23 protein-coding genes and 2 tRNA genes are annotated in these 24,649 nt (G+C 66.6%); 17 read left to right on the top strand and 8 right to left on the bottom strand.

Translation table 11 applies throughout. The annotated features are described in order from the left end of the window. Window positions 1–28: 28 nt before the first annotated feature. Window positions 29–772, bottom strand: a complete 744-nt coding sequence (locus ACNQS7_RS29375) for a CoA transferase subunit A (RefSeq protein ID WP_055577836.1) — start codon at window positions 770–772, stop codon at window positions 29–31. A gap of 103 nt (window positions 773–875) precedes the next feature. Continuing rightward, the gene (locus tag ACNQS7_RS29370) at window positions 876–2,519 is read right to left on the bottom strand and encodes an AMP-binding protein (protein ID WP_418015307.1); all 1,644 of its coding nucleotides are present in this window, start codon (window positions 2,517–2,519) and stop codon (window positions 876–878) included. A 66-nt stretch (window positions 2,520–2,585) separates the two neighbouring features. On the opposite strand from ACNQS7_RS29370, the gene ACNQS7_RS29365 reads away from it, so the two are divergent. Both ACNQS7_RS29365 and ACNQS7_RS29360 read left to right on the top strand, forming a co-directional pair. After that, window positions 2,586–3,227, top strand: a complete 642-nt coding sequence (locus ACNQS7_RS29365) for a TetR/AcrR family transcriptional regulator (RefSeq protein WP_418015306.1) — start codon at window positions 2,586–2,588, stop codon at window positions 3,225–3,227. 67 nt (window positions 3,228–3,294) lie between these two features. After that, complete coding sequence (locus ACNQS7_RS29360; RefSeq protein ID WP_418015305.1) at window positions 3,295–4,083, top strand: MmpS family transport accessory protein; 789 nt, start codon at window positions 3,295–3,297, stop codon at window positions 4,081–4,083. Here the strand turns inward: ACNQS7_RS29360 and ACNQS7_RS29355 are convergent. Beyond that, on the bottom strand, window positions 4,080–5,444 hold the full coding sequence (locus ACNQS7_RS29355) for an MFS transporter (protein WP_418015304.1): 1,365 nt from the start codon (window positions 5,442–5,444) through the stop codon (window positions 4,080–4,082). The two genes, ACNQS7_RS29360 and ACNQS7_RS29355, sit on opposite strands and share 4 nt — an antisense overlap. A 75-nt stretch (window positions 5,445–5,519) precedes the next feature. On the opposite strand from ACNQS7_RS29355, the gene cmrA reads away from it, so the two are divergent. After that, window positions 5,520–6,326: a mycolate reductase gene (cmrA, locus tag ACNQS7_RS29350; RefSeq protein ID WP_418015303.1), complete on the top strand. Its 807-nt coding sequence runs from the start codon at window positions 5,520–5,522 to the stop codon at window positions 6,324–6,326. A 3-nt stretch (window positions 6,327–6,329) separates the two neighbouring features. Here the strand turns inward: cmrA and ACNQS7_RS29345 are convergent, their stop codons facing one another. After that, the gene (locus ACNQS7_RS29345) at window positions 6,330–7,877 is read right to left on the bottom strand and encodes a helicase HerA-like domain-containing protein (protein WP_418015302.1); all 1,548 of its coding nucleotides are present in this window, start codon (window positions 7,875–7,877) and stop codon (window positions 6,330–6,332) included. A gap of 97 nt (window positions 7,878–7,974) precedes the next feature. Here ACNQS7_RS29345 and orn point away from each other — a divergent pair, with 97 nt between their 5' ends. Together orn and ACNQS7_RS29335 are read left to right on the top strand one after the other, a co-directional pair. Further along, complete coding sequence (gene orn, locus ACNQS7_RS29340) at window positions 7,975–8,622, top strand: oligoribonuclease (protein WP_055577830.1); 648 nt, start codon at window positions 7,975–7,977, stop codon at window positions 8,620–8,622. Between the two features lie 28 nt (window positions 8,623–8,650). Next, a tRNA-His gene (locus ACNQS7_RS29335) sits at window positions 8,651–8,726 on the top strand. A gap of 100 nt (window positions 8,727–8,826) precedes the next feature. On the opposite strand, the gene ACNQS7_RS29330 is transcribed toward ACNQS7_RS29335, so the two are convergent. Further along, window positions 8,827–9,432, bottom strand: coding sequence for a TetR/AcrR family transcriptional regulator (locus ACNQS7_RS29330; RefSeq protein ID WP_418015301.1), 606 nt, complete (start codon window positions 9,430–9,432; stop codon window positions 8,827–8,829). A gap of 313 nt (window positions 9,433–9,745) precedes the next feature. Between ACNQS7_RS29330 and ACNQS7_RS29325 the strand changes: the two genes are divergently transcribed. Genes ACNQS7_RS29325 through ACNQS7_RS29280 form a run of 10 tightly spaced genes read left to right on the top strand, consistent with a single transcriptional unit; the run spans window position 9,746 to window position 20,128 of the window. After that, window positions 9,746–10,603 (top strand): MlaE family ABC transporter permease, encoded by an 858-nt coding sequence (locus ACNQS7_RS29325; RefSeq protein WP_418015300.1) that lies wholly within the window; start codon window positions 9,746–9,748, stop codon window positions 10,601–10,603. A 1-nt stretch (window position 10,604) separates the two neighbouring features. After that, on the top strand, window positions 10,605–11,468 hold the full coding sequence (locus tag ACNQS7_RS29320) for an MlaE family ABC transporter permease (RefSeq protein WP_418015299.1): 864 nt from the start codon (window positions 10,605–10,607) through the stop codon (window positions 11,466–11,468). Between the two features lie 2 nt (window positions 11,469–11,470). Next, the gene (locus ACNQS7_RS29315; RefSeq protein WP_418015298.1) at window positions 11,471–13,024 is read left to right on the top strand and encodes an MlaD family protein; all 1,554 of its coding nucleotides are present in this window, start codon (window positions 11,471–11,473) and stop codon (window positions 13,022–13,024) included. After that, window positions 13,021–14,085: an MCE family protein gene (locus tag ACNQS7_RS29310; protein WP_418015297.1), complete on the top strand. Its 1,065-nt coding sequence runs from the start codon at window positions 13,021–13,023 to the stop codon at window positions 14,083–14,085. The genes ACNQS7_RS29315 and ACNQS7_RS29310 overlap by 4 nt, the downstream gene beginning before the upstream one ends. Then, a complete protein-coding gene (locus ACNQS7_RS29305; protein ID WP_418015296.1) occupies window positions 14,078–15,118 on the top strand; it encodes an MlaD family protein in 1,041 nt (346 codons plus the stop codon). The genes ACNQS7_RS29310 and ACNQS7_RS29305 overlap by 8 nt, the downstream gene beginning before the upstream one ends. Further along, window positions 15,115–16,221 (top strand): MCE family protein, encoded by a 1,107-nt coding sequence (locus ACNQS7_RS29300; RefSeq protein ID WP_418015295.1) that lies wholly within the window; start codon window positions 15,115–15,117, stop codon window positions 16,219–16,221. The genes ACNQS7_RS29305 and ACNQS7_RS29300 overlap by 4 nt, the downstream gene beginning before the upstream one ends. Next, the gene (locus ACNQS7_RS29295) at window positions 16,218–17,426 is read left to right on the top strand and encodes an MlaD family protein (protein ID WP_418015294.1); all 1,209 of its coding nucleotides are present in this window, start codon (window positions 16,218–16,220) and stop codon (window positions 17,424–17,426) included. The genes ACNQS7_RS29300 and ACNQS7_RS29295 overlap by 4 nt, the downstream gene beginning before the upstream one ends. Then, the gene (locus ACNQS7_RS29290; RefSeq protein ID WP_418015293.1) at window positions 17,423–18,673 is read left to right on the top strand and encodes an MlaD family protein; all 1,251 of its coding nucleotides are present in this window, start codon (window positions 17,423–17,425) and stop codon (window positions 18,671–18,673) included. Before ACNQS7_RS29295 ends, ACNQS7_RS29290 begins: the two co-directional genes overlap by 4 nt. 19 nt (window positions 18,674–18,692) lie before the next feature. Further along, entirely contained in the window at window positions 18,693–19,343 is a 651-nt protein-coding gene (locus tag ACNQS7_RS29285; RefSeq protein WP_418015292.1) for a DUF3329 domain-containing protein, read from the top strand. 17 nt (window positions 19,344–19,360) lie between these two features. Continuing rightward, on the top strand, window positions 19,361–20,128 hold the full coding sequence (locus ACNQS7_RS29280; RefSeq protein ID WP_418015291.1) for a mannan-binding family protein: 768 nt from the start codon (window positions 19,361–19,363) through the stop codon (window positions 20,126–20,128). Between the two features lie 101 nt (window positions 20,129–20,229). Here ACNQS7_RS29280 and ACNQS7_RS29275 read toward each other — a convergent pair whose 3' ends face one another. After that, window positions 20,230–21,438, bottom strand: coding sequence for a L,D-transpeptidase (locus ACNQS7_RS29275; RefSeq protein ID WP_418015290.1), 1,209 nt, complete (start codon window positions 21,436–21,438; stop codon window positions 20,230–20,232). Between the two features lie 208 nt (window positions 21,439–21,646). Between ACNQS7_RS29275 and ACNQS7_RS29270 the strand changes: the two genes are divergently transcribed. Together ACNQS7_RS29270 and ACNQS7_RS29265 are read left to right on the top strand one after the other, a co-directional pair. After that, window positions 21,647–21,722, top strand: a tRNA-Lys gene (locus tag ACNQS7_RS29270). A 1-nt stretch (window position 21,723) separates the two neighbouring features. Next, a complete protein-coding gene (locus ACNQS7_RS29265) occupies window positions 21,724–23,103 on the top strand; it encodes a tetratricopeptide repeat protein (protein WP_418015289.1) in 1,380 nt (459 codons plus the stop codon). On the opposite strand, the gene ACNQS7_RS29260 is transcribed toward ACNQS7_RS29265, so the two are convergent. Both ACNQS7_RS29260 and ACNQS7_RS29255 read right to left on the bottom strand, forming a co-directional pair. Beyond that, the gene (locus tag ACNQS7_RS29260) at window positions 23,086–23,982 is read right to left on the bottom strand and encodes an oxygenase MpaB family protein (RefSeq protein WP_418016199.1); all 897 of its coding nucleotides are present in this window, start codon (window positions 23,980–23,982) and stop codon (window positions 23,086–23,088) included. The two genes, ACNQS7_RS29265 and ACNQS7_RS29260, sit on opposite strands and share 18 nt — an antisense overlap. An 8-nt stretch (window positions 23,983–23,990) precedes the next feature. Next, window positions 23,991–24,584 carry a hypothetical protein gene (locus ACNQS7_RS29255; RefSeq protein WP_418015288.1) on the bottom strand — a complete coding sequence of 198 codons (594 nt, stop codon included), beginning with the start codon at window positions 24,582–24,584 and terminating at the stop codon, window positions 23,991–23,993. Window positions 24,585–24,649: the final 65 nt, after the last annotated feature.

The raw sequence follows: 24,649 nt of genomic DNA, 5'->3' as shown, positions 1-24,649 counted from the left end.
GCTTCACGCTCGGCGCATCCGACCGCCATCACCGCACCGTCTCCTTCTCAATCCGCTTCTCCGGGTTGGGCACGTGCACCACGCGCTGCACGAACACGCCGGGCGTATGCACCGTGGCCGGGTCGATCTCACCGGGCTCCACCAGGTGCTCGACCTCGGCGATCGTGATGCGCCCGGCCGGTGCGCATTCGGGGTTGAAGTTGCCGGCGGCGTAGCGATACACCAGGTTGCCGTGCCGGTCGCCCTTCCAGGCGTGCACCAGCGCGAAATCCGTGCGGATCCCCCGCTCAAGAACGTAGGTCACGCCGTCGAACTCACGGGTCTCCTTGGGCGGCGACACGATAGCGACCTCGCCCGAGGCGTCGTAGCGCCACGGCAGCCCACCGTCGGCGATCTGGGTTCCCACTCCGGCCGGGGTGTAGAAACCAGGAATGCCCATGCCGCCGGCCCGCAGCCGCTCGGCCAGGGTGCCCTGTGGGGTCAGCTCCACCTCCAGTTCGCCGGATAGGAACTGCCGCGCGAACTCTTTGTTCTCGCCCACATAGGACGAGATGGTGCGACGGATTCGCTTGTGCAGCAACAACACTCCTAGGCCGATGCCGTCGACGCCGCAGTTGTTGGACACCGTCTCCAAGTCGGTGACCCCGAGGTCGGCCAACGCCGAGATCAGCGCCTCCGGGATGCCGCACAGCCCGAATCCCCCGACGGCGAGCGACGAGCCGTCGGTTATGTCAGCGACCGCCTCCGCGGCGGTAGCCACCACCTTGTCCATTTGTCGCAGTGCCTCCGATTTCAGTTAATAATCATTAACTAAGTCTGTGAGAATACCATTCCCGACCGGGTGCGTCCAGGGCGGGTGGGCCGCTCAGCAGCGGCTACGGACTGCCGCGGAGCCACTCGATCGCCGCCTCGCGCATCTCGACTTTGCGGACCTTGCCGGTGACCGTCATCGGGAACTCCTCGACGATCCGCAGATACCTCGGAATCTTGAACCGGGCGATGCGGCCGGCGCAGAACTCCCGCAGCTCGTCGATGGTCAACTCCGCGGCCCCGTCGCGTAGCTTGACGACGGCCATGACCTCCTCGCCGTAGCGTTCGTCCGGCACTCCGATCACGTGTGCATCGACGATGGCGGGATGGGTGTGAAGGAACTCCTCGATCTCGCGCGGCGAGATGTTCTCGCCACCGCGCATGACAATGTCCTTGATGCGTCCGGTGATCTGCACGTACCCGCAGGCGTCCATCGCGGCCAGGTCCCCGCTGTGCATCCATCCGTCTGCGTCGATCACCTCGGCCGTCTTCGCCGGGTCATTCCAGTAACCCGACATCACCGAGTAGCCGCGGGTACAGAACTCACCGGACACGCCGCGCGGCACCGTCTGGCCGGTGCCCGGGTCCACCACCTTGATCTCCAGGTGCGGACCCACGCGGCCAACGGTAGAGACACGCCGTTCCAGCGCATCGTCGGTGCGGGTCTGTGTTGACACCGGGCTTGTCTCGGTCATTCCGTAGCAGATCGAGACCCCGGGCATGTGCATGCGCCCGATCACCTGACGCATCACCTCGACCGGGCACGGGGCGCCCGCCATGATTCCGGTGCGAAGGCTGTTCACCTCGTAGTCGGCGAAGTCCGGGAGGCCGAGTTCGGCGATGAACATCGTCGGCACTCCGTACAGGCTGGTGCAGCGTTCGGCGTGCACCGCCCGCAAGGTCGGGGCGGGATCGAAACTGGGCGCCGGGATGACCATGCAGGCGCCGTGGCTGGTGGCCGCCAGGTTGCCCATCACCATGCCGAAGCAGTGGTAGAAGGGCACCGGGATGCAGATCCGGTCGTGTTCGGTGTATTCGAGCAGCTCCCCCACCAAGTAGCCGTTGTTCAGGATGCTGCGGTGGCTCAGCGTGACGCCCTTCGGGTAACCCGTTGTGCCAGAGGTGTATTGGATGTTGATCGGATCGGCGGGCGACAGCGTCGCTGCCACCCGCGCCAGCGCGGCCGGGTCGGCATCCGGGCCGGCCAACGCATCCCAGCCGGCGGTGCCCATAATCACCACCTCGTGCAAGTCGGTACAGTCGGGCCTGACCTCCTTCAGCATCGAGAGGTAGTCGGCGTCCCTGAAACCGGGGGCGGCGACCACCATCGAAATCCCGGACTGCTGTAAGGCGTAGGCCAATTCGCGTGCCCGATAGGCCGGGTTGATGGTCACCAGGATCGCCCCGATCTCGGCGGTGGCGTACTGGACGAGAACCCACTCCCACCGGTTGGGCGCCCAGATGCCTACCCGATCCCCCACACCGATTCCGGCCCGTAACAGCCCAGTCGCCAACCGGCGCACGTCGGCGACGAATTCGGTGTAGTTCCACCGCCGGCCCGCCGCGACATCGACCAGTGCGTCGCGCGACCCGAACGTCGTTGCGGTGTCGGCAAGATTCGCGCCGATGGTCGTCTCGAGCAGTGCGGGCACAGCCGGACCGCGTTCGTAGGAAAGCGGTTTGCGTTCTGCGGCGTCGGTGGTTGCCACGGTTCCTCCGGCCGGTGATTGGGTGCTACGTTAGTGACGATTAACCGACATGTCCAGGAGGCCGTCATGCCTGCGTCCGCCCCGGACGACGAACCCGGACCGCCCGAGCCGCCAAATCGCCGCAGCCAGTTGAAGTCCGACCGGCGCCAGCAACTGTTGTCGGCCGCTGAGCGGCTGTTCGCCGAGCGCGGATTCCTCGCGGTGCGGCTGGAAGACATCGGCGCCGCCGCCGGCGTGAGCGGGCCGGCCATCTACCGCCACTTCCCCAACAAGGAATCACTGTTGGTCGAGTTGCTGGTCGGCATCAGCGCCGGGTTGCTCGCGGGCGCGCGGGCAGTGCAGGCCCGTGGCGCCGGCGCGGCCACGACCCTGGACGGCCTGATCGATTTCCACCTCGACTTCGCACTCGGCGAACCTGACCTGATCCGGATTCAAGACCGTGATCTTGCCCACCTGCCCGCGGCCGCCGAACGGCAGGTACGCAGGGCCCAGCGGGAGTACGTGGAGATCTGGGTGGGAGTGCTGCGCGAACTCCACCCCACCCTCGCCGAAGCCGACGCCCGGCTGATGGCACACGCCGCATTCGGGCTGTTGAACTCCACGCCGCACAGCATGAAGTCGGCCGAGACCAAGCCTGCCCGCACGCTCCGGTCGCGCGCGGTCATGCGGGCGATGACGCTCGCAGCGCTGACCGCCGGCGGTCAGTAGCCACCCGCGGGGTTGAGCCGGTCTTGAAACCCGTACGGCGCGATGCCCGGTACCCTTCGAAGTGGATATGAACGATCCACGTCGCACCCAGCAATTCGGTCCCCCTCAACCGGGGTCTAGTTCGGCGTGGGCGCAGCATCCCGGGGATTCGGACCCCGTCGATTACCCGGCATACGCCGATGAGATGCCCTACGCCAGCTACGGCGGAGGTGGCGGTTCGCCATGGTCGCCCGGCGCCTATCAACCCAACGCCACCCAGCAGTTGCCGCCGCAGTACTGGCAGCAGGATGGGCCGCCGAAGGCTGAACAACCCCCCGAGGGCCCGCCGCGTTCACCACGGTGGTTGTGGTTCGTGGCCGGCGCGGCGGTGTTGCTCGTCATCGGTCTGGTCGTGGCGCTCGTCATCGCCAACGGTGCGCTGAAGCAGCAGACCGCGATCGAACCCCTGCCGCCGGTACCCAGCACCACGGTCGCTCCCCCGACCACCCGCACGACGTCGCCGCCCTCCACCACCCGCAGACCGCCGCGCACCACCACGACCGCGCCGCCGGGTACGACCACGCCGCCCGGGGCGCCCAACACACCGGGTGCCATGCAGACGGTCGTCTACACCGTCTCCGGTGAGGGCCGCGCGATCAGCGTGATGTACATGGACGCCGGCGACATGATCCAGACCGAGTTCAACGTCGCCCTGCCGTGGACCAAACAAGTCAGCCTGTCCACCTCGGCGAAGGCCCCGGCGAGCGTCACGGTCGTCAACATCGGCCACGAGATCACCTGCTCGGTCACGGTGGCCGGGGTGCAGGTCAGACAGCGCACCGGACAGGGCCTGACCATCTGCGACGCCCCGCGCTAGTTCGGGACACGCACCTTCAGCATCGCCAGCAGCCCGACCAGCAGCACCAGGCAGATGCCGCCCAAACCGGCCCGGGCCACGCCGAAGATGTCGACGAAGACGGAGAACAACCACGGCCCCAGGAAGGCCACCGCGCGGCCCGTCATGGTGTACAGCCCGAAGGCCACACCCTCCTTGCCGTCCTGCGCCATGCGCAGCAGCAGCGCTCGCGCCGACGACTGGGAGGGGCCGATGAAGAGACACAGCAGCAGCCCGCACACCCAGAAAGCCAGCGCACCGGACAGGGCCAGCAAGCTGAGCCCCGAGGCGAGGATCGCCGTCAGCGACACCACGATGACCAGCTTGGAGCCGACCCGGTGGTCGATCAACCCGCCCAGCACCGCACCAATCGCGGCCACCACGCTCCCGGCGACCCCGAAGATCAGCACGTCGGCCTTCGACAAGGTGTAGACGTTGACGCCCAGCACCGCGCCGAACGCGAATATCGCCGCCAGGCCGTCCCGGAAGATCGCGCTGGCTATCAGGAAGTAGACGAGATTGCGGTCGCGCCGCCACTCCGCGGAGATGTCGACCCAGAGCTTGCGGTAGCCACCGAGCAGGCTCGTCTGCGGAAGGACCGTCGCCGTTACCGGATCGGTCGACCGGCGGGCGACGAGCAGCAAAGGCAGTCCCAGGATCGCCAGCCATGCCGCGGCCAACAGCATCGCCGCCCGCACGTTGAACCCGTCGTGGGTGGACAGGTGCAGCAGGCCGCGCTGCTCGCCGTCACCGGTCATGAAGCCCAGATAGACCAGGATCAGCAACAGAACGCTGCCGACGTAGCCCGCTGCCCAGCCGAAGCCGGAGATGCGCCCGGCCGTCGCCGGCGTCGAGAACTCCCGCAACATCGCGTTATAAGGAACGCTGGCCAGGTCGCCGCACGCCGCCGTCGCGGCCAGCAGCGCCAGGCCCGCGAACAGGTACCCGGGCTGATCGCGAATCTGTGACATTCCGCACGTCGTCACCACCGCGAGACCGGTCAGCACGCCCAGCGCGACATGCCGTCGGTGCGGCGACGCCACCCAGACGCCGACGACAGGCGCCAGCAACGCCACGACGATCCCCGCGACGGCTCCGGCACGCCCCAGCCAGCTCTCCGGCGTGGCGCCGCCGGGGGTGCCCTTCCCGACGCTGCTGGTCAGGTAGACGGAGAACACGAAGGTCGCCGTGATCGCGTTCAGGCCGGTGGAACCGCAGTCCCACAGCGCCCAGGCCGCGATCCGGGAGCGTTTCGCGGCGGGCCACCGCTCGTCGCGCCGAGCCTGCGAATCTTCAGGCTCGGCGCTCTGGCGATCGGCCGCGCCCGCCCCCGGGTCACTCATGCACAGAACTTTATTGCTTAGCGCCGCGCACCCGCTCCGCCCGCCCGCTGCCGCGCACTGTCTACGATCGTCGTCATGCCGATTCCCGCTCCCAGCCCCGACGCACGTGCCGTTGTCACCGGAGCTTCGCAGAACATCGGCGAGGCGCTGGCCACCGAGCTGGCCGCCCGGGGTTACAGCCTGATCATCACCGCGCGACGCGAGGACCTGCTCAACAAGCTTGCCGCCCGGCTCACTGACAGGTACCGCGTCACCGTCGAGGTGCGGCCGGCCGACCTCGCCGACCCCGCCGAGCGCGCCAGGCTCTGCGATGAACTGGCCACCCGGCCGATCTCGATCCTGTGCGCCAATGCCGGCACCGCGACATTCGGTCCGGTCGCCGATCTCGACCCGGCCGGCGAGAAGGCCCAGGTGCAGCTCAATGCCGTTGCGGTGCATGACCTTACGCTGGCGGTGCTGCCGGGCATGATCAAGCGCGGCGCCGGCGGGATCCTGATTTCGGGCTCAGCGGCCGGCAATTCGCCGATTCCGTACAACGCCACCTACGCCGCCACCAAGGCCTTCGCCAACACCTTCAGCGAATCGCTGCGCGGCGAAGTCCGCAAGCACGGCGTGCACGTCACGCTGCTCGCCCCGGGTCCGGTGCGCACGGATCTGCCCGAAGGTGACGAACGGTCGCTGGTGGAGAAGCTGGTGCCCGACTTCCTGTGGATCTCGACCGAACACACCGCGCAGGTGTCGCTGGATGCGTTGGAGCGCAACAAGATGCGCATCGTCCCCGGGCTGACGTCGAAGGCGATGTCGGTGGCAAGCGGGTACGCGCCCCGGGCCATCGTGGCGCCGATCGTGGGCGCGTTCTACAAGAAGCTCGGCGGCGGATAGCTTTCAGCGCCGGCGGCGACCGGAGCCGAAGATGCTGCGCACCGCTTCGCGTATCGCCGTGTTGATCCCGCTCTTCACCGTGGGGTTCTTCAGCACTTCCTCCCACATGGCCGGCCCCTTCGGCTCGGCGGGCGCGGGCATGGGTGGCAGCTCGTAGTCCGTCGGCAGCCCCGGATAATCGGGAATCGACGGAGCTTGACCGCCCGTCGTGATCAACGGGGGCTCGGGCTGTTCGATCGTCTGGCCGTACTTGGCGTGCAACGGACTTGCCTCGGCCGCCTTGGTGACCTCATCGGTGCCGATGGCCCCCATCAGCGACCGGGGCACCCGCATGCGCGTCCAGGCCACCGGCGTCGGTGCGCCCTTTTCGGACAGGACGGTGACCACGGCCTCGCCGATGCCCAGTGACGTCAACGCCGATTCCAGATCGTAGACATCGGTTTTCGGGTAGGTGCGGACGGTCTTGCTCAGCGCCTTCTGATCGTCGGGGGTGAATGCCCGCAGCGCATGCTGGATGCGGGCACCGAGCTGGGACAGCACGTCGTTGGGTAGGTCGGTGGGCAGCTGGGTGCAGAAGAACACACCGACGCCCTTGGACCGGATCAGCTTGACGGTCTGCTCGACCTGCTCGAGGAACGCCTTGGACGCGTCGGCGAACAACAGGTGCGCCTCATCGAAGAAGAACACCAGTTTGGGCTTGTCGATGTCGCCGACTTCGGGCAGTTGCGCGAAAAGGTCTGCCAGCAACCACATCAGGAACGTCGAGAAGATCACCGGCCGTAACGACTGGCCACTGAACTCCAGCAGGCTGATCGTGCCGCGGCCCTGGTTGTCGGTGCGCAGCAGGTCGTTCGGGTCCAGCTTCGGCTCACCGAAGAAGGTGTCGCCGCCCTCGCCCGCGAGGTTCACCAGCGCCCGCAGAATGACGCCCGCCGTCGTCGCCGACACCCCGCCCAGGGATTTCAGGTCGGCCTTGCCCTCGTCTCCGGCCAGGTGGCTGATCACCGTCCGCAGATTGCCCAGGGTGACCAGCGGGCGGTTGTTCTCCTTGGCCCAGTGGAAGATGAGTCCGAGTGTGGACTCCTGAGTAGCGTTGAGGCCGAGCACTTTCGATAAGAGAACCGGCCCGAAGCTGTCCACCGTCGCGCGCACCGGCACGCCGATGCCCTCGGTGCCCAGCGACAGGAACTCCACCGGGTAACCCGTCGGCTCCCAGTTGTCCCCGGTGTCCCTGGCGCGCGCGGCGGTCTTGTCATTGGCCTCTCCGGGCCGGGACAGACCGGACAGGTCACCCTTCACGTCGGCCATGAACACCGGCACGCCGGCGGCACTGAGCTGCTCGGCGATCAGCTGCAACGTCTTGGTCTTGCCGGTTCCGGTGGCCCCGGCCACCAGGCCGTGCCGGTTGATGGTCGCCAGCGGAATCCGGATCTGCGCCGTCGGGTCGGACTGGCCGTCGACGACGACGGTGCCCAGCTCGAGCGCCTGGCCCTGGACGGCATAGCCCGCCGCAATCCGCTGCGCGGGTCCTGGCTCTGATTCAGTGCTCATCGACGCCCCTCGCTATGTGGGAAAGCATCACCCTACTTCCCCGTGCCTGGCAGGGGCAGGGCTTCCCTGAGCTGCGCGTGGGCTTAGTGTGTGCCCTGTGCGTGACGAACTGGTGTGGATCGACTGCGAGATGACCGGGCTCGATCTCGGGTCGGACAAGCTGATCGAAATCGCCGCCCTGGTCACCGATGCGGACCTCAACGTGCTGGGCGACGGAATCGACGTGGTGATCCACGCCGACGACGCCGCGCTGTCATCGATGATCGACGTCGTCAAGGACATGCACTCCCGGTCCGGGCTGACCAACGAGGTCAGGGCGTCCGCCGTCGACCTGGCGACCGCCGAGGCCATGGTCCTCGACTACATTCACAAGCACGTCAAAGCGCCCAAGACGGCGCCGCTGGCCGGCAATTCGATCGCCACCGACCGGTCCTTCATCGCCCGCGACATGCCGGCCCTGGACGCCTTCCTGCACTACCGGATGATCGACGTCAGCTCGATCAAGGAACTGTGCCGGCGTTGGTATCCCCGCATCTACTTCGGGCAGCCGCCCAAGGGGCTCGCGCACCGCGCGCTCGCCGATATTCACGAGTCGATCCGCGAATTGCAGTACTACCGGCGAACCGCGTTCGTACCCCAGCCCGGGCCCGCTACCAGCGAAATCGCCGCCGTCGTGGCCGATCTTCAGGGCGAAACGGACACCGAAGAGGAAATCGATTCGGCCGACGAGCGCTCAAGCGGTTAGTATCGACGTCGCCGCGCATGCGGCCATGGTGGGTGTAGTTCAGTTGGTAGAGCGTCAGGTTGTGATCCTGAATGTCGCGGGTTCGAGTCCCGTCACTCACCCCACTCACAATCCCCGGCCACGCGCCGGGGTTTGTGCGTTTCAGCGGCGTTGACTCGGCGTCCAGGGCGGGATTCCGCGCGATTTTCCGCCTTCAGGGCAAAGTCAACGTCCGAACCCGGCCAGGGTGATCCGCAGCGCCTCGTCCATCAGCACATGGAACGGCTCGGATGGGACGGTGGCCTCGGTCAGATAGCGGTTGATCACGAATTTGACGGTGGCCAGGCTCGTATAGACCAGCAGCGAAGGGCGCATGTCGGTCGCCGGGTCGACGCCCATCCGCGACGCGACGAGTTCGACGAACTTGCGCTGATCGGATTCGCGCACCAGTGTCGACTTGCTCAACAGGTGGGGGGCGGTCACGATCGCGCGTTGCCAGGTGTCGAGATGGCTGGACTCACCGGCATCCCTGGCGTGGGAGACGAACAACTGGATCAGCACCTCGACCGCTGATTCGTCGGACGGCCTGGTGCTGAACGAGTCGAGCATCTCGCTGATGGCCTCGCGGACGGGATCTACCAGCAGACCTTCCTTGGTCGGCGCGTGCCGGAAGTAGGTGCTGATCGAGATTCCGGCGGCCGCCGCGATGTCCTCCGTGGTCACGGCATCGAATCCGCGCTCCGCGAAGAGCTCGTGCGCGGTGTGCTGGATCTGCGAAAGCAGCTCGGCCCGGCGTCGGTCGCGCAGCGATTCGATGTTTGCTGAGGACATGCCATCACCTTCGTGAGCCTGACATTCCACCACGACCGTGCAGTCCCGGAACCTGGAAGTGCAGCTCGCAGATGAGTGACTCTACACTATTGATAGTGCCTATCAACTAGGCTAGCGTGATACCGCAAACCGGATTGAGCTGCAGAGTTGTGGGATCACGGGCACCTGCAGGGCAGGGATTACTCGATGGCACCCCACCCCTTCCGCTCGGCGCTCAGTGAGCAACGGGTGGGGAGTGCGTCTATGACGACGGTTCCAGGTACGCGATGACTCGCGCTCTGGGTTTGCTGCGATACCTTCCGGTCGCGCCACGATGACGACCGAATCCGAACCCGCAGTGCGCGATGACGGCGTCGCCGCCATTCAGGATTGGGGTGTCGGCTACGTCGACCGTCACCCGCTCGCATCGCTACGGACCGTCGGCCAACAGTTCGTGCTCGGCATCCGCACCACCCAGTACTTCTTCATCGACCTGTTCACCGGCCGATTCCAGTGGCAGGAGTTCGTCCGCCAGGGCGCCTTCATGGCCGGTACCGCCGTGTTGCCGACCATCCTGGTATCGCTGCCAATCAGCGTCACCCTGTCGATCCAGTTCGCGTTGCTGGCCGGACAGGTGGGCGCCACCTCGCTGGCCGGGGCGGCCAGTGGGCTGGCGGTGATCCGGCAGGGCGCCTCACTGGTGGCCGCGGTACTGATGGCGGCGGCGGTAGGCTCGGCCATCACCGCCGACCTGGGTTCCCGGACGATGCGCGAAGAGACCGACGCGATGGAAGTGATGGGCGTGTCGGTGATCCGCCGCCTGGTAGTGCCGCGTTTCGCCGCCGCGATCATGATCGGTGTCGCGCTGACGGGCGTGGTGTGCTTCGTCGGGTTCTTCGCCAGCTACCTGTTCAACGTGTACTTCCAGAACGGCGCCCCGGGCAGCTTCGTCTCCACCTTCGCCTCGTTCGCCACCACCGGCGACATGATTCTGGCGCTGCTCAAAGCGATCATCTTCGGGGCCATCGTCGCCATCGTCTCGGCACAGAAGGGGCTGTCCACCAAGGGCGGGCCGACCGGTGTGGCCAACTCGGTGAATGCCGCTGTGGTGGAGTCCATTCTGCTGCTGATGATCGTCAACGTCGCGATCAGCCAGCTCTACATCATGCTGTCACCCCGGACGGGGCTGTGAGTTGACGGCGTCGCCCTACCTACCACTGGCGCCCGTCACCGGGCGTCTGATCCGGTTGTACCGCAGGGGAACCAAGCCGATCAGCCGGCTGGGCCACATGCTGGTGTTCTTCGTGCGGGCGCTGGTTGCCATTCCACTCACGCTGCGGCAGTACAACGGCGAGTTCCTGCGCCTGCTGTCCAACATCACCTGGGGCAACGGCTCGATTGTGGTGGGTGGTGGAACCGCCGGTGTGGCCGTGGTTCTCGGCATGACGGTCGGGGCGCTGGTCGGTATCGAGGGATACAACTTTCTCGACCTGCTCGGCCTGGGACCGGCGACCGGCTTCGTGTCGTCGTTGGTGAACACCAGAGAGTTGGCCCCGCTGATGGCCGCCATGGCCTTCGCGATGCAGGGCGGTTGCCGATTCACCGCCCAGCTCGGGTCGATGCGCATCGCCGAGGAGATCGACGCGATGGAATCGATTGCGATTCGGCCGATTCCGTACCTGGTGACCACACGGCTCATCGCGTCGGTGATGGCGATGATCCCGCTCTACGCCGCATGCCTGGCCATCGGCTATCTGAGTACCCAGGTGGTGGTGCAGATCAGCAGCGGCGGTTCCACCGGGTCCTACCTGCACTACTTCTCGATGATGCTGGCCGGCAAAGACATTCTTTATTCGTTGGTCAAAGCCGTCATCTTCGTCTGGATCGCCTCGACGATTCAGTGCTACTACGGCTTTTACGCCAGCGGCGGCCCCGAGGGTGTGGGTGTGGCCGCCGGGCACGGCATGCGGGCCAGCATCACCGTGATGATCATGGTCAACATGCTGCTCACCATGGCGCTGTGGGGAGTCGACGCCGGCGCAAGGTTCGGTGGCTGAGTTTGACTGCATCGAAAGGCAATTCCTTCGACACCGACGGGCGCGGCCCCTCGGATCGTCAGCTACTGGGTTGCGGAGTGGCCGTTGCACTGGTGGCGACATTGCTGACCGTGGGCCTGCTGTACAAGTCGACGGGCCGGCTCAACGACTATGTGCGGGTGGTCGCCGACCTGGTCAACGTGGGCGACGGCCTGCCGCAGAAGTCCGACGTCAAATACCACGGCGTGCTGGTCGGCATGGTCAACAGCGTGGTGCCGGCGGCGCACGGTCAACCGAACTTCGTGCACATCGACCTCAAACCCGAATACGCCCAGTCGATTCCGGCTGCGGTGACCGCCCGCGTAGTGCCCAGCAATGTGTTCGCGGTGTCGTCGGTGCAATTGGTGGGGAACGGACCGGGCGTGATCATCCGCCCCGGAGCCCACATCCAGGAAGACAAGAACCTGCCGACCGTGCTGTTCCAGACAACCGTCAGCAAGCTGCGCGACCTGCTCGCCGCGGCCGGCCGGGGCCGCGAAGACCGATCGGTCGGCATCCTGGCGGCGCTGGCGGCCGCTACCGACCACCGCCGGGCATCCCTGCTCAACAGCGGAACCCAGCTAAATCGGCTTATCGACCAACTCAATTCGATCGTGAGCACCGACGCCGGCCCTTCGACGGTGTCGGCGCTGCTGGACGCGACGCGGGGGCTGCAGTCCACCGCGCCCGACCTGGTCGACGCGCTGCACGAAGCGGTCGAACCGATGCGGACCTTCGCCGAGACGCGCGGGCAGCTGACGTCGTTGCTCTCCGGTGCCCAGAACACCATTGGCACCACCTATCAATCGTTCGACAACCACATGGATCAACTCATCCGGATATCCTCCGAGATGACGCCGGTGCTGGGCGTGCTGGCGATGCGGTCGAACAACTTCGTCCCCGCCGTCACCAAACTGGACAACCTGGCCCGCAAGTTCATGGAAGAAGTCTGGATACCCGAACTCGGCGTGGGGAACATGCGAACCAGGGTCTCGTTCACCCAGACGTTCGCCTATTCCCGTGCCGACTGCCCGCACTACGGCGAGCTGAAAGGCCCCAGCTGCTACACCGCACCGCTGGTCCCCAACAAGCCCGACCTGCCCGATGTGCTGCTGCCGCAGAACTACCAGCCACCCAAGGATCTGGCCCCTCCGCCGGGCACGGTCGTCGGTCCCGACGGGAACCTGGTGGCCGTCGGCCCACCACTGGTCAATCCGCCACCCAACCTCACCGACCCCAATCCGCCACTCCCGCCGTTCATCTCGCCGTCGCCACCGATACGGACCGGCGCCAACCCGGACGACCCGGACCCGTCTCCCCCGGCGCACGGTCCGCTACCGCCACCGCCGCTGCTGGGCCCCCCCGCCGCGGGGTCGTTGCCTTCGTCCTATGGAGGCACCGTCGGCCCGGTCGGCAGTGACTACGAGCGCACGATGCTGGGCGTGATCACCGGGCGCCCGGCCACCGCCGCCACCGAGATCCTGCTCGGCCCCGTCGCGCGCGGCACCACGGTGTCGCTGACCGGGGGCGCCAAGTGAAGTTCCGTGGACCCCTGATCGGCCTGACACTGTTCATGGTCATCGCACTCACCCTGACCTGGCTGGTGTACGTGAGCCTGCGGCGTGATGTTGCCGGGACCACGGCGTCCTACTCGGCGATATTCACCGATGTGTACGGCCTTCGCGAGGGAGACGACGTCCGGATGGCCGGGGTGCGCGTCGGCCGGGTCGAAAAGGTGGAACTCGACGGCAAACTCGCGAGAGTCTCGTTCGTGGTGCAGACCGACCAGCACCTGTTCGGCAACACCGTCGCCTCGGTGACCTACCAGAACATCGTCGGGCAGCGCTATCTCGGACTGTCTCTCGGTAAGGAGGGAAGTCAGGCCCAGCTGCCGCCGGGAGCCACCATTCCCCTGGACCGCACCGATCCGTCCTTCGACGTCACGGCGCTGCTCAACGGCTACGAGCCGCTGTTCAGCCTGCTGAACCCGCGCGACGCCGACAACCTCACCAAGGGCGTCATCGAGTCGCTGCAGGGCGACACCTCATCCCTTGCCACGCTGATCAGCCAGACATCCACGCTCACCGAGACTTTTGCGGGTAAGGATCAGGCGCTCGGTGACGTGATCACCAACCTCAACAAGGTCGTCACCAACCTCGCCGCGCAGAACGCCAACCTTGACGGGGTGATCACACAGGCCCGTGACGTGGTCGCGGCCCTCGACCAGCGCCGGCCGGAGCTGGTGTCCTCCATGGGTTCCCTGTCGCGCATGGTGAGCAACCTGTCCGTCGCGGCCGAACAGGACTACCCGGCACTACGGGAATTCATCGATCGCCGGCCTGGCGTCTCCCGCCACCTGATGGATGTGGAGCCTCAGGTGGCGTTCTTCGGCGACAACATCCCGCTGCTGCTCAAAGGTCTGGTCCGAGTTGGCAACCAGGGCGCCTACGGCAACGCCTATCTGTGCGACCTGAACATGTTCGGGTTCTTCCCCGGCCTCAACGACGTGGTGCCGATCATCGTCAACGCCGCAACGCCGGGGAACAAAGCGTGGCACACCCCCCGCTGCCGGAATACGAACGGGGCACCCGGTGGCTGAGTCATTGCCGAAACGGAAGAAGCGTCCGCTGGAGAGCTACAACCCGTTGTGGCTTGGTCTTTCGGCCGTCGTCGTGGTCGCGACGGTGATCGGGGCGATGCTCGTCGTGCATGCGGTGGGCGCCGGGTATAAGCACTACACCGCGGAATTTCTACAGGCGGCTTCGCTACGGCCCGGCAACCCGATCACCGTGGCGGGCATTCCGGTTGGTGAGGTCACCAGCATGAGGCTCGACGGCGACCACGTCGAGGCGGGCCTGAAGATTCGCGACAACGTGGCGCTGGGCCGCGATTCCAAGGCCTCGATCAAAGTCACTACGATTCTCGGGTCGCGCTACCTCGCGCTGCAGCCAGACGGTCCGGGCTCACTGCCGCACGGCACCTTCGACTTGACCCACACCGAGGTCCCCTATGACCTGCAGGCCGCATTGCAGGACGCCACAACGACTTTCGAGCAGGTCGACTCCGACCGGTTCGCCCAGTCGCTGGCAGTGCTGGGCAAGCAACTCGAGGGTCTGCCCGCCGTGGTACCCCAGGCGATGACGAACATCGACACGCTGTCCTCGATCATCGCCCAGCGCCGTGACCAGCTCGGCCAGCTCCTGCGCAGCACCGAACAGGTCACCAACACCTTGCGTCGCCAGCAGTCCAGCATCGGCAATGTGGTGAACCAGGCGCAGGACCTGCTGGGGCAGTTCGTGGCCCGGCGCGCCGTGTTCCACGCGATGATGCGGTCCCTGACCAGCCTGGTCGACACCATGCACCAGATCGTGGTCAACGATCGGTCGGGGGTCGACGGACTACTCAGGGACATGCGGGAATTCACCGACATGATGGCCAAGCACGACGATCTGCTGCGCGACCTGCTGCAGACCACCCCCATCTTCATGCGGGAGGCGGCGAACCTGACCGGCGACGCGAATGCGGTGAGCTTCAACGCCCCCAGTGCACTACTCGTCGATTCCTGGATGTGCGCCATCAGTGGCCGCGCTCAGCAGTTCGGGATGATTCCGTACTACAAGGACTGCAAATGAGGGGCCGCGTCATCACCGTCGTCGCCATCCTGGCCGTGGTGGTCGCCGCGGTCGGCGGCTTCTGGTGGTACCTGGCCGGCAAGAAGGAACCGATCACGGTCACCGCTCAATTCGACAGCGCGTCAGGTCTATACGAGGGCAACGTGGTGGCGGTGCTGGGTATGCCGGTCGGCAAGGTCACCAGGATCACGCCGAAGGGCGGCTACGTCGAAGTGCAGTTCACCGTCGACCGTGACGTCAAAGTCCCGGCGAACGCGCAAGCCGTGACCGTGTCCACGTCGATCCTCACCGACCGGCAGATCGAACTGACGCCGCCCTACCGCGGAGGTCCGGCGCTGGAGAACCACGACACCATCGGACTGACCCGCACCCGGACTCCGGTCGAATTCAGCCGCGTGCTGGCCGTTCTGGACAAGGTGACCAAGTCGCTCGAGGGAGACGGACACGGCGGCGGCCCGCTGGCCGATGTGCTCAACGGCGGTAGCGAGGTCCTCAACGGCAACGGCGGGAAAATCAAAGGCGCGCTTGACGAATTGTCCAGGGCGCTGCGGCTGAGCAGCGACGGTGGCGCGCAGACCCGCGAACAGATCACCACGATCGTCAAGAACATCAGCTCCCTGTTCGAGGCGGCCGCCAACAACGACGGCAAGCTTCGGGACTTCGCGGCCACCATCCACCAGGTCAGCCAGATCCTGGCCGACGAGGACCTCGGCACGGGCAGCACCGGCCGCAAGCTCGATCAACTGGTCCAACGCACCGGCGACCTGCTCGACGCCAACCGCGACACCATCAGGCAGACCGCTCTCAATGGCAACAAGCTGGCCACGACACTGGTCGACCGGCGGCGCGAACTCGCCGAAACACTGGATATCGCACCGATGTTGGCCGATAACGCCTACAACATGGTCGACCGGGAGAACGGCGCGGTACGCGCCCACTTCCTCACCGACCGGATGCTCTTCGACAGCCAGCTGACCAAGGAAATCTGTAACCTGATGGGTCTGCGCCAGCTCGGCTGCAGCACCGGGACGGTCCAGGACTTCGGACCCGACTTCGGCTTGACCTATGTGCTTGACGGCCTCGCCGCGATGGGCCAGAAATGACCAGCACCAGGACACGGACCGCCGCCGCGATCGCCGCGGCGGTGCTCACCTCGGGATGCGCCACCAACGGCCTTGCCAGCCTTCCCCTTCCGGCTCCCGGCCTGGGCTCGGGCGGCTACGAACTGACCGCGGTGTTCGCCAACGCACTGAACCTGCCGATGAATGCCAAGGTCAAGCTTGCCGGCGCGGACGTCGGGCAGGTCGAGTCGATGGTGGCCCGCAACTACACAGCGGTCACGACGCTGCGCATCCGCGACGGCGTGCTGCTGCCCAAAGGCAGCACCGCGGAATTGCGGACCGCCACCCCGCTGGGAGACGTGTTCGTGTCGGTGCGCCCACCCGCCGAGATCGCGCCGAACGCACCGATGTTGACCAACGGCGACACCATCGGGCTGGACTCGACCGCGGCGGCGGCAACCGTCGAGTCGGTCCTGAGCTCGGCCGCGATCCTGGTGAACGGCGGCGCGGTGCGCAATTTCACCAACATCATCAACGGTTTCGGCAAGGCCACCGGCGACCAGGGCCACGCGTTCGGCGACCTGGTCCGCAAGTCCAACCGGCTGCTCGGCACCATGGACGCGCGGTCCGGGCAGATCTCCAACGCCCTGACCGAATTGTCACGCCTGAGCCAGGAACTCGACGCCAAGAACCAGACCCTCAGCGACGTGATGGCGGCCGCCGACCCGGCCACGAGTGCCTTGGCGGCCAACACCACCGAGTTGTCCAACCTGGTGGTGCAGGTCGGTGACACCAGCCGGCTGCTGGCCAGGTTCCCCTCCCTGAACGGCACCGACACCAGCGGCCGCAGCGTGGTCCGTGACCTGAACACCATCGCCGGAGCCGCCAACGACGTGGCGGTGAGCCCCGACACCAGCTGGCTGCCGTTGAACCGGATGATTCCGGCTCTGGTGAAATCCACTGCCGGGAATGCGATTTCGGTGCACGTCGTGGTCGATCAGCTGATCCTGGGCTCGATCCCCGACATCGGCTTCCCGGGCGACCGGGGCCTGCACGGGCCGACCCGGTTCACCTGGAACGAATTCATCGGCTCCCTCAAATACACCCTGTGGCGGCTACAGGAACGCGTCGTCGGGCGCGGACCGAACTCGCCACAGGTGCCGGTGCTGCCCGACCCGAATGTCCCGGGCGGACTCATCGTCGCTCCCGGGTCACCCGGCCCTCTCACGCCAGGACCACCGCCGTGATCGACTCCGCGGCAAGCACAATCGTCCGCTGGGTGCGGGCCGCCCACCGCCGCCAGGTCTGGCTGTCGGTCGCCGGCCTGGTGCTCACCCTGGTCGTCGCCTCCACCTACCTGCTGATCGGCGCGCTGCGCGTGACGCCGTTCGCCTCGTCATACCGAGTCACCGTGCAGTTGCCGGAATCCGGCGGCCTGCTGCCCAATCAGGACGTCGCCCTGCGCGGGGTCCGGATCGGCAGCGTGGACTCACTGCAGATCACCGACCACGGCGTCAACGCCGTCGCCAGCATCACCTCGCAGGTGCGGATCCCGGCGAACGCCGCGGTGCACGTATCGGCGCTGTCGCCGGCCGGGGAGCAGTACATCAACTTCGAAGCCGAATCCGACGCCGGCCCCTATCTGCATGACGGCAGCGTCATCGGGCTCGACCGCACCAGCGTCCCGGTCAGCCTGGCACAGCTGCTGGGCGACGCCGACGGGCTGCTGGCCCAGGTCGATCCCCGCAAGCTCGAGCTGATCAAGAAGGAACTGAGCCTCAGCAAGGAGGGGCCCGGCAAGCTGGCCGCCATCGTCGACGGTGGCACCATGCTGTTGTCGACACTGGATTCGGTGCTGCCCGAGACGACCAGCATTCTGCGCACCAGCCGGGTCGTGCTGACCCTGGCGGCGGACAAGAACGCGGGGCTGGCCGCCACCACCGTCGACCTCAACCGCACCCTGTCCGGCATCGCCAGAATGCAGGACGGCTATCGGCGCCTGACCGCGCAGACGCCGCAGGCGCTCAGCGCCATCGACAGCCTGTTCGCCGACAACTCCGAGACCATGGTGGCGCTGCTGGGCAGCCTGGCCACCGCTTCCCAATTGCTCTATCTGCGGGTGCCGGCACTGAACGCCCTCTTCCCGGACTACCGCGGCTCGGTGCTCGATGCGGTGGCCAGCTCCTTCCACGACCACGGGGTGTGGGCGACGGCCGAGCTGTACCCCCGCTACGCGTGCGACTACGGCACGCCGTCGCATCCGCCGTCGGCCGCCGATTACTACGAGCCGTTCATGTACACCTATTGCCGCGACGACGACCCTGGAGTCGGGATCCGGGGCGCCAAGAACGCGCCGCGACCGGGTGGCGACGACACCGCGGGCCCACCACCCGGGGCGGACCTGGGACGCAGGACCGATCCGACACCGCGGGGCCGCTTCACGATTCCCACGCCCTACGGCGGTCCGCCGTTGCCGATCGAACCGCCACATTGAGCCCATCCAGCACGAGGAGATGACAGTGACCGCCGCTACCGAGACCGACACCGACGCCGAGGACGCCGAGGTTGCTGATGAAGCAACCGAGGAGGACGCCGCCGTCCAGGAAGACGAAGAAGACGCGGCTGACGAGGAAGACGACGGGCCACTGCTGAGTCGCAAGGAGAAGCCCAAGCGTTTCAACCGACCCTGGCGCCACTACCTTCGTCGCAGCATCATGCCGGTGTTATTGGCTGCCTCCCTGGGCGTTTCGGGTTATCTGGGCTGGCTGCAATGGCAGGCTCACCAGGTGAAAGTGGCCGGCCAGGAGGCGCAGCAGGCGGCGGTCAAGTATGCCGGGGTGCTGACGAGCATCGACTCCAACAACGTCGACGAGAACTTCCGTCAGGTGCTGGACGGCGCCACCGGCGAGTTCAAGGACATGTACACGCAGTCGAGTGTGCAACTGCGCCAGCTGCTGATCGACAACAAGGCCACCGCGCACGGGGTGGTGGTGGATTCGGCGATCGCCTCGGAATCCGCGAACAAGGTCGTGGTGCTGGTGTTCATCGACCAGACCGTCGCCAACATGGCCGTGCCGGATCCGCGCATCGACCGTAGCCGGATCAAGATGACCATGGAGAAGGTCGACGGTCGCTGGCGCGCCAGCAAAGTACAGCTGCTGTAAGCGATTCGGAGCCAACGGTGATCGGAAGAATCCTCTCGGTGTCGCTACTGACCGCCGCGACAACCGTTTTCGGCGCGGCGCCCGCGCACGCGTCGGCCGAGTCCTTCTGCGGCGAACTCGGCGGCGGCTGGGACGGGCAGTACTGCCATGCCGCAGCGACCTCCGAACGCAACGCCGTGCGCGACATCAAGGTTGCCGTGCCCGTCGACCTGGTGGACAACCCCACCACCGGACCGGTGATCCGGGACTATCTGCGGACCCTGGTCGGCAACTGGCGAAATGCCAACGCGCACATGGTCGCCGACAGTTACGGAGAGGAGAACTACCAGGTCTTCCAGCACGGTAACCTGCTCAGCGCCGTCTTCCACGAGGACTACCACGCCGACGGCCCGCGGCCGAACAACGCCTACCGCACCTTCACCTTCGACATGGCCGGCGGGCGCCGGGTGCAACTGGCGGACCTGACCAACGGCAATCCACTGACCGCCATACCGCCGCTGGCTCAGCCCTACATCGAGACCGCGCTCAATCAGGCTGCGCCACCGCATGACCCGGGAACATACCCGTTTCTCGCCGACCGCTGGACCCCGGACAAGGTCTATTCCGGCGCGTACCGGGCGTGGGCGCTCACTCCGGACGAGCTGATCCTCTACATGCCCGACTATCCGGTGGGCCATGACGAACCGATCGACTTCACCCCGGGCGCCCAGCAGTGGTACATGGACGGGGGCACCGTCGAGGCACACATCCCGCTGTCGGCGCTGGGGTCGGTGCTAAGGGTGTAGATTCCGCTGACTGTGATATCGCATGCGCTATCACATTTCAGACGGAGTCATGCCTTCCCCCACGGTGCCGGTGTGACGCCTGATACCGGCGATCGGGCCCGCTAGCGATCTCCGGTGTTGGCGTTACCCGCGCGCCACTGATCCCACGGGATGTTCCAGTCACCCAGGCCGTCGGTGCCGGGCAGGATGCTGCCCACCGTGTTGACGATCTCGACGACGTCGCCGCGCTTGCTGTGGTCGTAGAACCACACCGCGTTGCTGGGGCTCACATTCAGGCAGCCATGGCTGGTGTTGGAGTGTCCCTGCGCGCCCACCGACCACGGTGCCGAGTGCACGAAGATGCCGCTGTAGGAGATCTGCGTGGCCCAGTCGACGTCGGTGCGATAACCGTTCGGCGAGTTGACCGGCACGCCGTAGGTCGACGAGTCCATGATGATGTGCTTGAACCGGGCGCCGACGATGTACACCCCGTTGTTGGTCGGAGTGCTGTCCTTGCCCATCGAGGTCGGCATGGTCTTGACGACCTCGCCGTTGATCCGCACCGTGATGATCTTGGTGCTGTCGTCGACACTCGCGATCATCTCGTCACCGATGGTGAAGTGCATCTTGACGTTGTCCTCGCCGAACATCCCCTCGCCCAGGTCCACGCCGTAGGTGTTGACCGCCACGTCGACGTTGGTGCCGGGCTTCCAGTAATGCTCTGGGCGCCAACGCACTTCGCGGCGGTTCAGCCAGTAGAACGCGCCCTCGACGGGCGGGTTGGTGGTGATCTTGATCGCCTTCTCGGCCGCGGCGCGGTCGGCGATGTTCTCGTCGAAACGGATCGCGACCGGTTGCCCGACGCCGACCACCTCACCGTCGCTGGGCACCACGTAAGGCATCGTCAGGTGCGCGGGCGAACTGGTCTGAAACGTCATCTGGCGCGTTACCGCGCCGCCCAGCCCGGTCGCCTTCGCGTTCAGCGTGTAGCGCCGGTTGTAGCCGAGCTGCTCGGTGGTCTGCCAGTGCAGACCGTCGGGGGTGAGCTGTCCGGCGATCGCGCGGCCGTTGTCGTTGACCAAGGCGACCGACGCCAGCACGCCGTCGGCCACGGTCACCGTCACCGGCGCGTCCACGGTGACTCCGACCGCGCCGTCGGTGACCGACGAGGTGAGCTTGGGGACCAGCAGGTCGGCAAACGGTGTGCCCTTGTTTTCGATGACTTTGGCAGCGACGGGCGCACTGGGCCCACTGCTGCAGGCAACACCGAACACAGCAACCAAGACCATGGCGGCAGCCAGCCACGATCGACGTCTGCGCAAAGGCGCCATCAAGTGACCTTCACATTCTGTTCGCAAATTACGGTCACCGCTGACCCTGGATTGTTTCCAGTATTGTAGTGCCTCACCACCACTCGGCGTGGACATGCGGACCGATTGGTGCTCCGAAGTTATGCATCCTCATCCGGCCCCTGACCCGGGGATTTCACTCTGCGACGCGATGCCTGTTATTGTCGATAGCCGGTCTCAGGCCGAGCACGCGCCGTTAGCTCAGTTGGTAGAGCAGCTGACTCTTAATCAGCGGGTCCGGGGTTCGAAACCCTGACGGCGCACCACATGCCAACCTCTCCATCCGAGAACACGCGACCGCAGGACGCGTCGGCCCAGGCCGACGACCTGGAGGCGGCGTTCCAGCGGGCACTTCACTCCGGCGACCTCGAACAGGCCGCGCCGGCGGCCTTCAATCTCGGGCGGCAGCGGGCCGCCGAGGGCGACGCCGAGGGTGCCCTGGCGGCTTATCAGTGGGCGGTCGACTCCCACCACCCGCACTGGGCGTCGGCAGCCGCGTTCGCGCTCGGGTTCATGCTGGCCGGGCACGGTGACACCGCGGGCGCAAGGGCCGCCTACCAGCAGGCGATCGAGTCCGGTCACGACGAGCATGCTCCGATGGCGGCACTGAACCTCGGCAACCTGCTGGCCGAACACGGTGACCCGGATGAGGCCGAGGCGGCCTACCGTGTGGCCATCGAATCCGAGCACGAGCAGTCGATTCTGATCGCCCTCCTGCAACTGGGGGGATTGCGGGCCGGCCGCGGCAATGCGGCCGGCGCCGAGGTGGCCTACCGCATCGCCGTTGCATCGGGGAAACCCGAGGTGATTCCGACTGCCGCAATCAACCTGGCGCTGACCAGAGAAGCGCTGGGCGATGCCGAGGGAGCCGTGGAGGCCTATCAGATCGTCATCGCCACCGACCATCCGGAACTGACGCCCATCGCGGAATTCAACCTGGCCACCCTGCTGGAAAAGCAGGGTGATCTGGCCGGCGCGGCGACCGCATGTCAGGCCGCCATCGATTCCGGAGACCCCGAGTTGGTGGCCAAGGCCCTGGTCAATCTCGGGCAGCTGCGGGAGAGATCCGGTGATGTCGAGCAAGCCAGTGCGTCGTATCGGTCAGCGATCGACACCGGCGACACCGAGGCGGCGCCGAAGGCCGCGATCAACATGGCGAAGCTGCAGGAGAAGGACGGCGACTTCGCCGGGGCCACGGCCTTCTATCAGTCGGCGATCGATTCCGGGCATCCCGAGCATGCGCCGGACGCCGCGAATTCACTCGGGATGCTGCGAGCCGGACTGGGCGACGTCGAGGGCGCCACGGCCGCCTACCAGTTCGCGCTCGACTCAGGCCACTCCGACCATGCGCCGGCAGCCGCACTCCGATTCGGGATCCTGTGGGCCGGGCAGGGCGAGGTCACACGCGCGGCGGCCGCGTTCCAAGCGGCAGTCGACTCCGGAAATGCCGAGTCCGGGCCCGCCGCCGAATTCGGGCTGGGCACCTTGTGGGCCGAGCACGGCGACGTGCCGGCCGCACAGGCGGCCTTCCGACGCGCCATCGAGTCCGGCCATCCGGTGTGGGCGCCGAAGGCCCTGGAGCGCTCGCAGAGCGCCGCCCCGCCAACCCGCCGCAGACAGATCTTCCGGTCACGTCGGGGACGTTGACACCTCAGACGCCGCCGCGTCCGCACCCGGGGTCATGACCCAGCGGATACTTCCGACGAGCAGTCGTCCGGCCATGCGGGTCACCGTCGTCTCCAGCACCGGGACGTACGGCAGCAGCAGGGGCTGGCGCGCCCACGTGGGCAGCATCGCCACCGCCGTGGCCGCCAATACGCCATAGGCGGGCCTGGCCGGCAGCGGCAACGGCGGCGTCAACAACAGGAACCGGGCGGCTTCCCGGGCGGCCGGCGTTCCGCGCAATTCAGGGCGGAAGCCCTGAATGCGGTCTTGTAGTTCCTGCTCGGAACGCGGCGGATCCGGAACTCCCAGCGCCGTCGCGACGACGGCCATATCGGCGACGTAGCCGTCCCGGCCGGCCTGGTCGAGCGGCGCCGCGCCGTACATCTGATGGGCGAGCAGGAAACTGTCCACCTCGGCGATGTGAACCCACTCCAGCAGATGGGGGTCAGATGCGTCGTAGGGCCGCCCGTCCGGCGCGACGCCGTGCACGTAGCGGTGGATGCGACGGACGTGGTCGACAGCGGCCTGCGCATCGGCGGCGCAGCCGAAGGTGGTGGTGGCCAGGAACGTGCTGGTGCGCTGCAACCGCCCCCAGGGATCGCCCCGATAGTCCGAGTGTTCGGCGACACCGGCCATGGCAAGGGGATGCAACGATTGCAACAGCAGTGCCCGCAGTCCGCCGACGAACATCGACGCATCGGCGTTCACCTGCCTGACGGGACGGTCCGGCGCGAACCAGCGATCACCCGGTGTGCGGTGAATGCGCTCTCGATTCGCCGGCCCGTCGGGTCCGGCCACCATGCCGAACAATCTGCTGCCCAGGTCGCGCCGCACCGCGCTCACGGCCTGCAAGCCAGGCATCGAGATGGTCACGTTTCCACGGTACGAGGCGGCGGGCCGGCGCTTCTCAAGACCATGTCGACGGCGGCTTCGATGATGTCGTCGTCCGGGAGGGTGCCGTACATCAGCGAAGGGCACGCGACGACACCCGTCAGCATGGAGACGGCCGCGTCCAATTCCGCGCCCGCGAAGACCTCGCCCAGCATCGCGTACATCTGACGCTGACCGTCGCTGTTGACCTTGTCCCTGAGCTCTCTGACCTGTTCCTGAGATGCCCACTGCGCCATGCTGGCAAGCACGCGGTCGAGCCGCAGTTCGATGATGCCCGAACGGAAGACCTTGAGCTCCTCTACAAGGTCCACGCGCAGATCGCCGGTTCGTTCGTGGTGCGGCATCTCGCCGAGCGACTCGATGGCCAACGTGATCAGGTCGACGCGGGCGGGCCAGTGCGTGTAGACCGTGGTTTTGGAATACCCGGCCATTTCGGCGACCCGGGCGTGCGTAATCGCTTCGGAGCCTTCACCATTGAGGATCTTGAGGGTGGCCCGGGCTACGTCGGCACGGGTCCGCGCGACCCGTGCGTCTTCGCCGTCGGACGGCCGGTCAGCCGGTACCGGAGTCATGCCTGCCGCGCCCCTGTTCTTGCCACGCTTCTTGCAGTGGCCCCTCTCCGCCCGCTGGCTCGTTC

Source organism: Mycobacterium sp. 23 (genome assembly GCF_048287075.1).
Taxonomy (GTDB): Bacteria; Actinomycetota; Actinomycetes; order Mycobacteriales; family Mycobacteriaceae; genus Mycobacterium; species Mycobacterium gordonae_B.
The sequence above is the reverse complement of the archived record's forward strand: the minus strand, read 5'-3'. Positions and strand labels throughout refer to the sequence as shown.